Raw genomic sequence first — 14557 nt, 5'->3', positions numbered from 1 at the left:
AATTTCATCTCGATCGCCAAAAAACGCTCGCGCTAATGGAATCAGTACCCTTTATTAACAGTGGGTTCTGGAAGCGGTTCACCTGTAGCTTGATAAGCCATGACTAGTGACTCTAAAGCCTCAGTTCCATTTGCTACTGCTTCTTCGTAAGAATCGCCATGAGTTCGCCAGCGTTGTCCGCGAAAGTCAGGGAAACCTACTAAGAAACAGTTGTCTTCCTCTGACCACTGTATAATCATTTGATACTTAAGTTCCGTCATTTTTTTTCTTACCCTCCACTTCCTCTATAGCTTGTTGTACAACATTTTCACAGATAGCGTTTTGCATCCGAACCATCTTTACCAGAAATTGTAAGTTTTCCCGAGTACAAGGGATGTATCCAGTTGGTATGACAACATTTTCCTCCAATTAAGGAATAATAACCCCATTCATTAACCATCCTCATACACCGTGCTACATATCCCAGCCAATGACGATTGAAAAATACTGGTATAGAATAGCGGCTACTCTACGTATTGATTTTTGCAATTGGAGGCTTTTGTGAAGTCGTTTCTTGTTCAAACTCTATGGATAACAAGCACAGTTGTGGTATTGGCATCTACATTAGCCCACGCACAAGTCAAGACCAACCCCCCGACCGATAAAACAGGCGTAAATAATCTTGCCATTGGCTATGATGCCAAAATACTCGAACAACCAAAATCGGCAGTAGGTAATGGTTCGCAATTTATTGAAAAATGCACCTTTTGTAACTTCAAGTATCCTGAGACTATAAAACAGCAAGGGCTGGCAGGCACTGTAGAAATTAGTCTTGATGCTGATGATGTTGGTAATGTGACTCGGGTGAGGCTGATTCGGTCTAGCGGTCATCGGGAACTGGATGATGCTGCGATCGAACAAGTGAGAAAGTTGAAATTAGCACCAGAAGCTGGAGGAAGACAAGGTATGCGTGTCAGAATCAACTATGGTGCAAAGGGGAGTGTCTAGCCAAGGCTTCTACCAATTTAGTTGCTCCCCTGAATTGCCTACTGCACCTTTGCTACCGCATCAATGCCATCACTGACAAGATGACCATCTTCCATATATATGATGCGATCGGCTATATCAAGGATACGGTTGTCATGGGTCACTAGCAAAATTGTACACCCCTGCTCTTTTGCCAGTTTCTGCATTAATTCCACAACATCACGCCCGGATTGTTTATCGAGTGCTGCTGTTGGTTCATCGGCTAAAACAATTTTTGGCTGACTTACAAGGGCACGGGCGATCGCAACGCGTTGCTTTTGTCCACCAGAAAGACTGTCTGGGTAGTAAGAAACGCGATGTCCCAACCCAACACTTTCCAGCATAGCAATTGCTTTAGCATCTATATCCTGGTCTAAAAATTCGTCGTGCAATTCTAGCGACATCCGTACATTTTCTTTGGCTGTTAAAAACGTCATTAAATTATGTGCTTGAAAAATATAGCCAATATTACGGCGAACATCCCTCAACTGCTTTTTAGTTGCACCACACATTTCCTGTTCTAAAATTTTCAAACTCCCTTCCTGGGCAGAACGCAAGCCACCCATCAGGGTCAATAGCGTTGTTTTTCCCGAACCAGAAGGTCCAGTCATAATCACAATTTCACCCGAATTGATGTCTAAATTAATATCGAATAACGCCTGCTTGCGAAGCGCACCCTCCCCAAAATAATGGTTAAGGTTCCGCACACAGATAACAGGTTTACCAAATGTAGATTGATGAGATTCAGAAACGTTAAGAATTTGCATCTTCTTTTTCCTACAAAAATAGATAAGCTAATGTGGCTGCAACTTGTATAATTCTTGGTCAAGGTCGTCCTTTGTTCTTTGTCATTGGTCATTTGTCTTAAGCAAAGGACAAAGGACAAAGGACTAATGACTAGTTGTCTTAAGCAAAGGACAAAGCACAAAGGACTAATGATTAGTGACTAATAACTCTTGGTTCTCTGAGAGAATCTGCTGTTTTCTTGATAAAACTAGCAGTTGGTACTGCCATAAGTAGACCCAACACTCCTGCAAACTTTGCTCCTAGTAGTAAAGAGATAAAAACCCAAGCAGGATTGAGCCCGGTAATACCCCCTATTAATCGAGGGGCAACCACATTTTCATTAATTTGACCGAGGACAACTGCGACTACCAACACCTTGACTCCCAGCCAAACATTTTGAAACGCTACTAACAAGCTAACTAATGCGATACTCACAACTCCTCCAAACGGTATGAGACTGGCTACCCCAATTCCCAGCCCAAAAAGTAACCCAAAAGGGACTTGTAAAGCCAGAAACGCAAGTATCATGATTGCACTGAGGATAATTGCTATAATCGCTTGACCTGCAAAGTAGCTTTGAAAACTTTGTTTGAGGGATAACTGGATTTGGTTATTCCAATCCTCAGGTAACCAACCTAAGATTCCCTCCCAAAGACTTTTTCCATATAAAACTAGAAAAATGGTTAGTATTAACGTTAAAACAAGATTAAGAGCGCTATTAATGGTATCAAGTGTGACATTAATGATTTGTGATGTAAAAGACTGCATTGCTCCAGTGAGTTGACCAGTTAGCTGTCCAGTAATTCCACGAATATCAATTGGTAGTTGCTGCAACACTGTTTTCTCGTTCCAAGTTTCCAGCTCTTGCTTCCCGGCTTCAATCCAAGCAGGTACGCGATTGCCAAACTCAACCAGTTGTTCAAAGACCAATGGGCCTAGAACTAATCCAATCACTCCTAGCAGTAATAATGCGAACAAGAGGACAAGCCCGATCGCCAAACTCCGCTTCAAACCCCGCTCTTCCAGAAACACGATAGGATAGTTGAGTAAAAAAGCAACGAGGCTGGCTGTAAATACAATACTGACTATGGGTTGTAGGTATTGGCAAAGTAGGAGTAATAGCCAACCGTTGATAAAAATGACAGGAAAAGCTAATCCTATATTGAGCCAACGCGGTAGTTTTCTAGTACCAGTCATGTTAGACCCCAGTCAAGAAAGGTTATCACTTGTTGAGAATACAACGAAAAACTCCTATCTAAAAAATATCTGCGGGGTCAGCAGATTGTAGTTTCCGCATTGCCACTGCCCCGGAAAAGCTGCACATGGCAACTGTTAGGATAAATACAGTTATTGCCCGACTCGTTGTCATAGCAATTGGTAGTAGTGTCGCTGCATATGTCAATTGGTAGAGTGCGATCGCAATCAAAAATCCAGGAAGATAACCCAATACAGCTAACAACACTGCTTCTTGCAACAAGACACCAATCAGATAACCATCGCCATAACCCATTGCCTTTAAAGTGGCGTACTCTGGCAAATGCTCGGCAACATCACTGTAAAGAATCTGGTAAACAATGACAATTCCCACAATAAACCCAACAATCACGCCCAATCCAAAAATAAACCCAATAGTTCCTTGGCTTTCCCAATAGTACTTTTCTACCCCTGCAAAACCTTCTGGTGTTAAAACTCTCACATCTCCTGACAATTCTTTTGCCAGCTGCACTTGAACTGCAGCTGGGTCAAAACCCGGTTTGAGGTGAATCAAACCGACTTCTATTTGATTGGGCTGACGTTCTGGAAACAATTTCAAAAATGTTGAATCGCTTGTAATGACATTACCATCAGCAGCAAAGGATGAACCAATAGTAAACAGCCCGGTAACTTGAACGTTTTGCTCATTCAACTCGGCTTCTAACGTTCCGTGCTTTTGCACTTCCCCTGCAATGTCTCCATACTCCGGACGCGAAGCACGGTCAAACAACGCCTGATTCAGAAGTTTTAACTGTGCTGCGTTCTGTTTGATTTGTGGTAACTTCAAGCTCGGGGCTTCTGGGTTAACTCCCCAGATTAAAATGGTGCGGTTGAGACGGGTATCCGGATTTTTCCACTGTCCGGGACCTATATATAGGAAACTAACTGACTCTACCCCTTCATGACCCAATGCTTGATAGAGTCTCTCCCTAGAGAAGCTTTTGACTGAAAAAAGGGTTTGCAATTGGGGATTTGTCATCACCAAATCTGCCTCTAGTAAGCGATGGGGTTGTGTTGCACTGTCATATAGTGCATCCTGAAACCCCAACTGGACAAACATCAGCATATCTGCAAAAGCAATACCTGCTACTGCGATCGCCAAACGAGTTTTTTCTTTCATTACCTGCCGCCATGCCAGCGGGGTTTTGCGGAACCATTTGCGAAACATAATTGAGTACCTTTTGTAAGTGCCTTACACTTTGCCAACAAACCCTACGCCCAATAGTGACGTTTCTTCATGCTTGCGTTCTCTCATCAGAAGAAATAGAGGTAATCCTAGGGAAACTCCAACTAGTAACGTGCTTGCAACATAAATCCACAAATTATTCATCTTTAGTCGCGAGCCTTCCCAAAATACAAAAAGCAAAAGAACCAGCGCCGAGACAAACACATCCATACCGAAGAATGCAGATATTCTGTTAGCAAAAAGCTGTTCTACCATAAGGTTTGCATCCAGCCCGTGTTCTAACAGAAAGGGCACAAATTGAGAGAAGGGTAAAACCGTACCTAAGATACAAAGGATAAAGAGTGTTATTTTTAGCATTTTACTTCTCCTTTTACTGGTTTGGCAATCTATATCGAACATTCGTTATCTTTTAGAGCAAAGAAAATTTATAGTTCAATTGCTGTCTGCACCTGTAAATTAGTCAACTCTGCAACTTTCTTGCTGTCTTCGGGGTTAAGGCGAATTTTTACCTCCACGACTCGCCGGTCTAAATTTTCCCCTGGTTGATTGCTAAAAACATTTTGTTGATTAACTTGCAAACCAATGTGTGAAACCACTCCCCGCAGTTCTCCAGCAAATGCTTGACCCGTGACTGTTGCCTTTTGTCCTAGTTTTACTTTTCCTATATCGGATTGATAAACTTCTGCGACTGCTACCATCTGGTTGGTTTGCGCTAAGTCAACAAGACCGGATTCACTTATCTTCTCTCCCACGCGGGTGTGAATCTTCAGAATTTTTCCTGCAATTGGTGCCTTGACATAAGCTTTTTCCAAGTCGGTTTGCGATCGTTTGACAGAGATAATGGCATTATCAACTTCTGCTTTTGCGGCTTGCACATCTACAGGTCGAACTTCAGCAATCCTATCGAGGGTGGCTTTGGCTTCTCTAATTTGCTTCTCACCAGTTACCCGAATTCGCTCTAGGGCAACTTTTGCTTCACGAACTTGCTTGCTACCAGTTGCATTAATTCTACGTAAAACTGCTTGGGCTTCGTTCAACTGCTGTTTTGCTGTTTCTAAACTCAATCGTTTGCTGTCATATAAAGAACTGGAAATAGCTCCTTCACCGTATAATTGCTGATGTCGCTGGTATTCCGTTTGGGCATTGTTGAGTTCGGCAACAAGTCTCCCAATCGTTGATGCTTGCGCTATCCTGTCACCTTGCCACTGTGCCTCCAGACGGGCGATCGCCTCTTCTTGGGCTATTGTGTCTGTTTGTAACTGTGCTTGCAAGCGCTCTATTGTGGCTTTTTGAGCTCCTATTTCCCCAGCTTTTGCCCCAGCTTTTACCTGAGCAAGCCGAGCTTGAGCCATTTTCACCTGCTCTTGTGCTTGTTTGAGAGCATCTTCTAATCTATCCCGCGAATCGAGAATTGCTACAACCTGTCCGGCTTTGACTTGGTCTCCCTCTTTAACTAAAAGTTGGGTAAGGCGATCGCCATCCAACGATAGAGGCGCAGACAGCTTAATAATCTCCGCTTCTGGTTCCAACCTCCCCAAGGCTGTCACTTTTTTCATTGGTGAAGTCGTTTCCACTGGTTCGACTTTTTGATTGACTCCCCCAAACTGAGAAATGCTATAAACAATAGTTCCACCCATGATGGCTGTGGCTCCCAAAACTAGCGCAATTAACCATTGATTTTTAGGTTTAGATAAAACTTTGATGTTCATGGTAATTCCTTGTAATTAGCTGTTCTATATGTAATTCTGAACTACTACTTATTCAGCTGGTATTTTTCCAAATATGCCGTTAGCATTTTGCTGAACAACGCAAATTGTTCGGGAATAGAAACCTTTTCTTTATTCATCAGTCGTTGTAGTAATAAGCCATCAATTAGGCTATATATAAACCATGCAAGGTTTGAGTCTTGAACACCCAATATCTCATAGCAGGCTTGTTCGTACTTCTCGTTGGAACGCTTAAAAACATCACTACCCTGCATCTCATTAAAATCTTGATGCTGACAAAAATCAACAAACAAAAAAGTCCATTTCGTGTAATAATCAACGTTCCTATTCAAAAAGTTGCCTAAAGCTTCTACTCGTTCTTCTAAATTTTTTGCCTTTTCCAACTCAGCCATTGCTGATAATACATCTTGCTCGCAAATTTCTTCCACCAATTGCTCAAATAATGCTTTTTTACTGGGGAAGTAGTGATACAAAGTTCCGGTAGATACACCCAAGCCTTCAGCTATCTGGCGCATCGTAATAGCGCTGTATCCTTTTTCCGCAAATAAGTCAAAGCATTTACTCAGTAATTCTTTACGATACAAGTCATGGTCTACGAGCTTTGGCATATAATTTTATTTATATCGAACAGTCGTTATATAAAATTATATGTAGTAGGTAGCTGCTTTGTCAAGGCAAATGGGGTCACTCATACAGCGTTGCTCTATCTCAAAAGCCCGTAGGTTGGGTTGAAGCATGAAACCCAACATTTGTCAGATTTGTTGGGTAACGCTAACGCTCTACCCAACCTACCAATTCCCAAAACTGGCAATACGTCAAAGTTTTATTGTCCATATTCACCAGATTTCTGCCAAATCCAAAACAAACCCTGGTAAAACATCCTCTCCCGATAAAGTTTGTGGACTTTGTAAAATTTCAACTTCTTGATTGGGACGATAAATTTCTACCTGCTGCTGTTGGCGATTAATTAACCATCCCAGTCTTGCTCCATTATCCATATATTCCCTCATTTTGGCGCGTGTTTTTTCTAGGGAATCACTGGGGGACATTAATTCAACTACAAAATCGGGGCACAAAGGAGCAAATCTTTCTTTTTCGGCTTGAGTCAAAATATTCCACTGTTCCATTTTCACCCAAGACGCATCTGGAGAGCGTTCCGCACCGTTAGGAAGTTTGAAACCAGTAGAAGAGTCAAAAGATTTTCCTAGCTTGTTTTGGCGATTCCAAGCTCTTAACTGATAAGTTAAATCGGCATTGCGTTCGCCAGTTTCACTGCCCGTAGGTGGCATAATAATTAATTCCCCCAAAACCCAGACGAGCAAACAGTCGGCTACTGATAAGATTTGTGACTGCATCTACAATGATGCCGGTTGTCTCACTTCTTGCGTCTGCGGCTTTGCGAGAGTAAATTCGGCAGCGAGTTGCCAGCCAAAATGAAATACTAATGAAGAGAACTGCCCATACCCCCACTAATGCAGCAAGTGGAGGATAGGCATGATACAGTAACATTGTAGCAACAGCATACACGATAATGACGGGCATAAATTCAGTAATCAGCATTTGCATCGTCTGGGTCACACCTAAAGAGGTTTCGCTAATACGATGTGCCAATGCTCCAGCAAAACTGCTACTTAGGTAGCGATGGGAATGTTGCTGCAAGTAGGCATATAGGGATCTAACGATGTGCTGTCGGTGGAGCGGATGGAGGATAGTCTGCAAAAGCCCAGCGGAACGCCCGAATACGACTTCACCTACACTTAAGGCAGTAAAGAGCATCAGGGGCTGAGTCATGGCATCAAGAATGGGCTTGCTACCGCCTGTCGATCGCGTCACACTCCGGATAATCTCGCCAATGGCATAAGGCAACATAATGCTACAGGTTGCGTGCATCACCTCCAGGACGACCATTGCCACATACCACCACCGGAATTGGTTAACGAAATAGCAAATGAACTTGAATGGAGTTGATGGTAAAGCTGGCGCATCCGCAGCACGTTGAAAGGGTGTTAATTGTTTGGATTTCATCGTGAAAGTCATCTCGTGTGGTGAAGCTATAAGTGCAAAATAAAAATGGACGGCTAGATAAGCCGTCCGGTGGTGTTAAATAAAGTCACCCCTAACGCAGAGAATCTCCCCTTCGGTATTCAGCAGTTAAATCGTCTAGTTTTTGTTTCAAACTGTCGTCAAGTTTTACTTCTACTGCCTTGAGGGTCTCAGCAAGTTGTTCTGGACGGCTAGCGCCAATGATAGGGGCAGTGATAATCGGATTAGCCAATACCCAAGCTACCGCTAGGGTGGTGAGTGACAACCCAGCCAAATCTGCTACTGTGCGTAATTCCTCCACAGTATTGAACTCGCGATCGTGCCAATAACGTTCTTGATAACGTTCAGCAGCCTCACCTAAAGTGAAACGAGTTCCTGCAGTGGGACCTTGAGCAAGATTATGTTTACCAGTGAGCAAACCTCCTGCCAATGGATTGTAAGGAATTACACCCAGCCCTTCTTCTTTCGCTAGGGGTAAAAGTTCTCTCTCAATTTCGCGAAACAACAAATTGTAGCGGGGCTGAATTGAGACGAAGCGAGTTAGATTGCGAACATCAGCGCGACCTAAAGCGCGGCTGAGTCGGTACGCTAAGAAGTTAGAAACGCCAATATAGCGTGCTTTACCAGCACGAACTATTGTGTCCAGGGCTTCTAAAGTTTCATCCAGGGGGGTTGAAACATCATCAGAGTGCAATTGATACAAATCTACATAATCGGTTTCCAGCCGTCTGAGGGAAGCATCGATCGCATCTAAAAGATGTTTGCGCGAAGCACCTCGATCCCAAGGTGCAGGACCAACTTTGCCTACAGCTTTGGTAGCTAGGATAAAATGTTCGCGTTGCCATTTAAGCCAGCGACCAATGATTTCTTCGGTGCGTCCAGCCGTAGTAATCCCACCACCAAGGGGATAAACATCAGCTGTATCCAAAAAGTTAATACCAGCATCGGCGGCTGTGTCAAGGATAACCCTGGAAGTTTCTTCATCAGTCTGCAATCCAAAAGTCATGGTACCAAGACAAAGGCGCGAAACAGTCAATCCTGTTTTACCGAGATTCGTAGTTGGTAACGTCATGGCGATGTTGTTGATTGAGAGTAGTTGATTCAGAAAGTGTTGGAATTTCTAAATAGAATGCGATGGCATAACTAAAAGGGTATGTGTTTAAGGTGTGAACCAATTTAACCAACCTTCCTAAGTTTGTACGAGTGAGGCAAATTCTGCATAACCGTCTGCTTTTGGATGAGCACCATCATTGGCTTTTGCTTATGTAGCCAGATCGGAGACTTCACCAAACTAGAAAACACATCAAGATTCTGAAAACATATGGATGGCAACATTGGACATGACAGCATCAAAGCTTGCACTCTGAAATGGCAAAGGTTTTGCCATGTCTGCAATGACAAACTGTGCGTTTAGTCCTAGCTTCAGACAACTAAGGCAGTATTGCGACGGCTCTGTGAAACCAGCCACTGTTGCAACTTCGGATCGCTGTACACTTCGTCGGCAATAAAATGATCCCCATCAGGCAGTACAGTAAAATCTACTGTCCCCCCCAGTCCGCGCAAAGTAGCGACAATAGACTCTGTATCCTCAATTGGTAGTTTTTCGTCTTTTCCTCCTTGGAATATTTGGATGGGAATTTCTTTGAGCGCAGCTAATTGAGTTTCCTCTAAGGTCTTGGGTACACGACCTGATACTGCTACCAAACCAGCGAAGCGTCCGGGATGGGAAGCGGCGATATGCCAAGCACCAGCCGTACCTAAGCTGAACCCAGATAAGATTACACGATATGGATCGATGGGATGAGAGGCGATGAGATCGTCAAGCAAAGCAATAACATCTGACTCTCGCTCTACCCAAGTCTGTCCTTCAGGAAGTTGGGGGGCTGCAAAGACATAAGGTAATGGGCTGGAAATATCTACGAAACGAGGTAGACCCCATTTTAGCAGCACATTTAAATCGTTACCGCGATCTCTCGCTCCATGTAGAAAAAGTACAAGGGGCGCGGGTTTACTAGCATTGTCAGCGACTGATGAGAAAAGATATGGTAATGAACCATTGCTACTGTTGTAAGAGCGTTGTTCTACTGGCATATTCGTTACTCCTAAAGTTTGGGGATGGGTAGATTTTGGATTTTGGATTGGGGATAGGTGGATTTTGAATTTTGGATTTTGGATTTTGGATTGGGGATGGGTGGATTTTGGATTTTGGATTGGGGATTGCTATTTTCTCCTTGTCTCCCTTGTCTCCAGTCCTCTCTACTAACTAACTGCCACCGTTGCTGACTGTTTCCACACTGCTTTGGCGTACAGTGAGTCCTGAAAGTCCGGCGCGATGTTGTCGCTGGTAATGCGTGCTTCGTGCTGCTCCCAGTCTGCGAAAAATAAGTCGTGGCTAATGCGTCCTACTATTGCTGGCACGTCACGCCGGATGCTAGGTACGTCACCGATAGGTAGCCCGAAGCTCACGAAACCTGCTGGGTTGAAAACATGGATGTCCTTGAGGTAAGGGGCGGTGCCGGGTACTTTTTCTAGGTATTCGTGGGCGCTGCCAAGGTAGGGATGTGTCCCTAAATCGTCGTCGCGCTGGTCGGCTGGAGGCTCGTAGCGATCGCGCCAGAGGGCGATGTGATGGGCAAAGTCGGCTAATTCGGGACGTTTTGTCGGATCGACAAAGTAACCGGTGCCGGCGATCGCAAAATCAAACTCGAAAATATCATCATTTACCTGGGCGACGATACGACCGCCTTTTTCCTGAGCGGTTCTCCAAGGTGCAGACAAATGCAAGTGGAAGTTTGAAAACGCGATTGCTCGCTCAATTGCATCAGGTGGTGGTGTGGAGCCTGCTTTGCGAAAGCGCCAAGCCTGGAACCAGCGAGCTGAATCGGGCAGTTGTGGATAGTTGTAATAAGCACCAGGGTAACCCCGCACCCGAATCACTGGCAGAGATGCGATCGCCGAACGTCGTGCAAACAAGTGTACTGCCTTCGCTCCTGATTCCAGTGCCACCCCTGCTGCGTCAAAAGCTGAGGCTGCCGCACCCATCACTGCCACAGTCTTACCGCGCAGTGCAGCGAAGTCAATCGCATCAGCGGTATGAGCATATAGTTTACGTGGTAAGTCAGTCAATACAGGCGGTATGTATGGGCCACCAGTACCAGCTACACCGTTAGCAAAGATAATCTTGCGTGTGGTCTCCACCTGCGGGACACCGTTTACCTCAAGGTGCAGGCGAAAAAAACTTTCTGCTGGCTCGATCCGCACCAACTTCGTTTTGTACCTAACTGAAATGCCCAGGATTTGCCGATACCAGCTGAGGTACTCAGCCCATGTCACTCTTGGAATGCGATCGAGTGCTGCATAGGCTTCAGTCCCGTGCCGTGCCTCGTACCATGCTTGGAAAGACAGTTCCGGAATACCCAATTCGGGACCGGGTAAGTTCTTGGGTGTGCGTAGTTTCTTCATCCGCGCTCGCGTGAGCCACACACCAGCACGGGTCTCATCCTCCGCTGCATCAATTACAGTTACGTGACCGATACCAGCACGTCGTAGCGCAAATGCAAAGGTGCTACCACTGCCGCTACCACCTACTATTATGACGTTGTGGTCGATACCAGGGCGATCGCTCACCCAGTTTTCCGGATCGGGACCAAGTAGGCGTAGTGCCTTGCGAGCACCGAAATCGGGGTCAGTCGTTGTTGTCATGTTGCTCTCTCTGGGGGAAACGCTATGCGTATGTTCTGTTATTAAAGAAGGGAAGAGGGGGAATAATCTTTATATTTTTTTCTTACACAACACATACAAAAAATGTGTATTGCGAAACATAAATATATGATACACGAATTATTCGTTTATCAAACATTAAATATTACAAACTATTTTGGAGTGGTGAGACGATGGTTTGAGACTCAAACGATGCGGTATTGTCTCCCAGACCCCTAAAGTTTTTATGATAAGTCTTCAACTGGACTTGATATGGCTCTTTCCCTTGTCTTCCTTGTCCCATAAACAAGTGATATTTTTGAATACAGAATTAAACTTGCAGCAGCAAATGCCCACTTTTTAATACCTCATCCCACTGAGGTGATTTCTCTATTTCTGAGATAGAAAGAGGTGGACTGATAGCTGTTGTAGAATCCTCACCATGAGCCAAGAAAGATTGCTCTGATTGGAGAGATAATTGCCAATATCCTACATCATGCCACTTACCAAATTTATACCCAATCCGGTGAAACACTCCTACAGGTGAAAAACCAACAGCCTCATGTACAGCTACACTTGGTTGATTGGGTAAAGCGATCGCGGCAACAACGTTATAAAATCCTTGCAGCTGCAGTAACTGAAAAAGTTTAGTATACAAGGCTTTGGCAATTCCTTTTCTGCGATGATTCACACTGACGTACACCGATGATTCTACAGACCATTGGTAAGCCATGCGGGTACGATAAGGGCTAGCATAAGTGTAGGCTACAACCTCACTATTGACTTCGCAAACTAGCCAAGGCATCTGCTGTTGATAGCTCGCGATCCGCTTTTGAAACTCCGCTTCGCTTGGTGGTTCTAGCTCAAAGGAAATTGTTGTTTCGCGGACAATCGGTGCATAAATCGTCAGCATTTGTGATGCATCTTTTTCATGTACTAGTCTAATTATTGTTTTCAAAGCAAGTTCTTTAAAAGGTAAAGTGGTTTTCTTTTATCAGAGTAATATAAAAGCAATAATCTTTGCTTTCTTGCAAACCAAATGAACAACAAGGCTGTTCCCGCTCTCCAAACATAGTTGACTATTGATAGCACTAGGCATAGGCTTGGAAATTAATTATGCGTTATCGACAACCCTTGTAGAGACACGTTGAATGAAAGCGTCTTTACATTCTTTTTCACAGATGTCTGTCTTGAAGATAGGGGTTAGGATAGGTTTACACAGATTTGCCTAGACTTGAATTAGTAGTCAATTGAGGTACTTCTGCTTTTTGAGTCATTTAATTACTTGCTTCCTAAGATAGATATGTGGTAAGTTCTTGTTTGGTAAAAATACAGTATACTCATTAGATTACCGTACTTTTGTTCGTAACTCAAGCTCCAAGACCATATTGAATAACGAGTACAGGGAGCTAAGCCCAGCCTAGCAGATCGGTACTCTTTGAGTAGCATTTTGGAATTAAGCTTTCCATGCAAATTCACACTGTTGGTATTTTAAGTCCGGGTGATATGGGGCAGGCCATAGCAGCTGTACTCAATCAACATGGATTAAAGACGATTGCGGCTTTGGACGAACGGAGCGATCGCACTCGACAATTAGCCGCCGCAGCTAACATCGTGGATGTCGGCTCCCTTAAACAACTGGTGATTGAATCAGATGTAGTGCTATCAGTTTTAGTACCTGCCGCTGCAACTGAAGCAGCACAACAAGTAGCTCAGGTAATAGGTAGTCTTGGCAAAAGCATTTTATACGTTGACTGTAACGCCATATCACCCCAGAAAGTAAAAAGTATTGCCCACATTATCAAATCAAAGGGCGGACAATTTGTCGATGCATCAATCATTGGCCCGCCTCCACGTGTGCCGAACCGCACCCGCATCTATGCATCAGGACAACAGGCAATTGAACTCCAAGAACTGCGGGATTATGGATTAGATATACGGGTGATTGGCGATGAAATTGGTAATGCTTCTGGTTTGAAGATGTGCTATGCAGCCTTAACAAAAGGATTGACAGCAATTGGCACAGAATTACTAATTGCAGCCCATCGCCTCGGTTTAGACGAACAACTCTGGGACGAAGTATCGAGTAGCCAACCAGAACTAGTCAAAATACTGTCCCGTTCCATTCCATCCATGACGCCAAAAGCACATCGGTGGATCGGGGAAATGGAAGAAATAGCAGAAACCTTTGAAGCGTTAGAATTAACAGAGCGAATTTTTCAAGGGGCGGCTGATATTTACCGCCTAGTAAAGGAAACGTCTTTGGGCAAAGAAACACCAGAAGAAAGCGATAGAAATCGTGCGATGGTCGATATCATTACAACTCTTTCCCAAGAAACTTTGACAGCCAAGAGTTAATAATCACACGTTAATTTTGAGCAGCTGGTAACTGTTGTAGAAATCTTCGTATCCCCTCGTTCTCAAAAGAGCGTACATAGTTAGACTATCAAATCGAGGAATTTATCTTATGAGCTTAGAACTACAACTATCAGGTAAAACAGCAATTGTTACAGGTGGTAGTGCGGGCATCGGTTTAGCTGTTGCCAAAGCCCTCTATAGTGAAGGTGTGAATGTCACTATTGCAGCTCGCAGCCCAGAACGATTAGAAAATGCAGTTAGTGCTATCCAGTCCCTACCTACACCAGGGGCGAAAGTCATTGCTCTCAGTGCCGATCTGACCCAAGCAGAAAGTGTTGATAAAGTTGTCTCAACTACACTGGCACAGTTTGGACAGATTGATATTTTAATCAATAATGCTGGGTCAGCTCGTGCAGGCTCGTTCCTTGACCTGAGCGATGATGTATTTCTAGACGCTTGGAATTTAAAATTGTTGGGCTACATTCGCTTAGTGAAAGCC

General features: G+C 44.1%; 15 protein-coding genes and 2 pseudogenes. 3 read left to right on the top strand and 14 right to left on the bottom strand.

Going from position 1 to position 14557, the window contains the following annotated elements:
- Positions 1–41 precede the first annotated feature (41 nt).
- Entirely contained in the window at positions 42–260 is a 219-nt protein-coding gene (locus tag ACYRY3_RS09690; RefSeq protein ID WP_460201472.1) for a type II toxin-antitoxin system HicB family antitoxin, read from the bottom strand.
- A gap of 280 nt (positions 261–540) precedes the next feature.
- On the opposite strand from ACYRY3_RS09690, the gene ACYRY3_RS09685 reads away from it, so the two are divergent.
- The gene (locus ACYRY3_RS09685; protein ID WP_460201471.1) at positions 541–987 is read left to right on the top strand and encodes an energy transducer TonB; all 447 of its coding nucleotides are present in this window, start codon (positions 541–543) and stop codon (positions 985–987) included.
- A 38-nt stretch (positions 988–1025) separates the two neighbouring features.
- Here ACYRY3_RS09685 and ACYRY3_RS09680 read toward each other — a convergent pair whose 3' ends face one another.
- The 13 genes and pseudogenes from ACYRY3_RS09680 to ACYRY3_RS09620 all read right to left on the bottom strand — a co-directional run bounded on the left by ACYRY3_RS09680 (position 1026) and on the right by ACYRY3_RS09620 (position 12658).
- Positions 1026–1772 (bottom strand): DevA family ABC transporter ATP-binding protein, encoded by a 747-nt coding sequence (locus ACYRY3_RS09680; RefSeq protein WP_460201470.1) that lies wholly within the window; start codon positions 1770–1772, stop codon positions 1026–1028.
- Positions 1773–1944: 172 nt separating this feature from the next.
- On the bottom strand, positions 1945–2988 hold the full coding sequence (locus ACYRY3_RS09675) for an AI-2E family transporter (RefSeq protein WP_460201469.1): 1044 nt from the start codon (positions 2986–2988) through the stop codon (positions 1945–1947).
- A 58-nt stretch (positions 2989–3046) separates the two neighbouring features.
- Positions 3047–4213: an ABC transporter permease DevC gene (gene devC / locus ACYRY3_RS09670; RefSeq protein ID WP_460201468.1), complete on the bottom strand. Its 1167-nt coding sequence runs from the start codon at positions 4211–4213 to the stop codon at positions 3047–3049.
- A 24-nt stretch (positions 4214–4237) separates the two neighbouring features.
- Entirely contained in the window at positions 4238–4588 is a 351-nt protein-coding gene (locus tag ACYRY3_RS09665; protein ID WP_460201467.1) for a DUF2834 domain-containing protein, read from the bottom strand.
- 68 nt (positions 4589–4656) lie between these two features.
- Positions 4657–5940: an ABC exporter membrane fusion protein gene (locus tag ACYRY3_RS09660; protein ID WP_460201466.1), complete on the bottom strand. Its 1284-nt coding sequence runs from the start codon at positions 5938–5940 to the stop codon at positions 4657–4659.
- 44 nt (positions 5941–5984) lie between these two features.
- Positions 5985–6566, bottom strand: coding sequence for a TetR/AcrR family transcriptional regulator (locus ACYRY3_RS09655; RefSeq protein WP_460201465.1), 582 nt, complete (start codon positions 6564–6566; stop codon positions 5985–5987).
- Between the two features lie 228 nt (positions 6567–6794).
- Positions 6795–7262 (bottom strand): annotated as a pseudogene (locus tag ACYRY3_RS09650) (Uma2 family endonuclease); the annotation flags it as partial.
- Position 7263: 1 nt separating this feature from the next.
- Positions 7264–7983 (bottom strand): annotated as a pseudogene (locus tag ACYRY3_RS09645) (ABC transporter transmembrane domain-containing protein); the annotation flags it as partial.
- Positions 7984–8074: 91 nt separating this feature from the next.
- On the bottom strand, positions 8075–9073 hold the full coding sequence (locus ACYRY3_RS09640; protein WP_460201464.1) for an aldo/keto reductase: 999 nt from the start codon (positions 9071–9073) through the stop codon (positions 8075–8077).
- Between the two features lie 231 nt (positions 9074–9304).
- On the bottom strand, positions 9305–9469 hold the full coding sequence (locus tag ACYRY3_RS09635) for a class I SAM-dependent methyltransferase (protein ID WP_460201463.1): 165 nt from the start codon (positions 9467–9469) through the stop codon (positions 9305–9307).
- Entirely contained in the window at positions 9424–10092 is a 669-nt protein-coding gene (locus tag ACYRY3_RS09630) for a carboxylesterase family protein (protein WP_460201462.1), read from the bottom strand. The genes ACYRY3_RS09635 and ACYRY3_RS09630 overlap by 46 nt, the downstream gene beginning before the upstream one ends.
- Positions 10093–10260: 168 nt before the next feature.
- Positions 10261–11703 carry an NAD(P)-binding domain-containing protein gene (locus ACYRY3_RS09625; RefSeq protein WP_460201461.1) on the bottom strand — a complete coding sequence of 481 codons (1443 nt, stop codon included), beginning with the start codon at positions 11701–11703 and terminating at the stop codon, positions 10261–10263.
- Between the two features lie 328 nt (positions 11704–12031).
- Complete coding sequence (locus ACYRY3_RS09620; RefSeq protein ID WP_460201460.1) at positions 12032–12658, bottom strand: arsinothricin resistance N-acetyltransferase ArsN1 family B; 627 nt, start codon at positions 12656–12658, stop codon at positions 12032–12034.
- A 509-nt stretch (positions 12659–13167) separates the two neighbouring features.
- Between ACYRY3_RS09620 and ACYRY3_RS09615 the strand changes: the two genes are divergently transcribed.
- A complete protein-coding gene (locus ACYRY3_RS09615; protein WP_460201459.1) occupies positions 13168–14058 on the top strand; it encodes an NAD(P)-dependent oxidoreductase in 891 nt (296 codons plus the stop codon).
- Positions 14059–14167: 109 nt separating this feature from the next.
- Positions 14168–14557: SDR family NAD(P)-dependent oxidoreductase (locus ACYRY3_RS09610; protein ID WP_460201458.1), on the top strand; the 390-nt coding region annotated here is incomplete at its 3' end.

The organism is Scytonema sp. NUACC21, from assembly GCF_054684315.1.
Note: the sequence above shows the minus strand (reverse complement) of the source record. Positions and strands in the feature narration are given on the sequence as shown.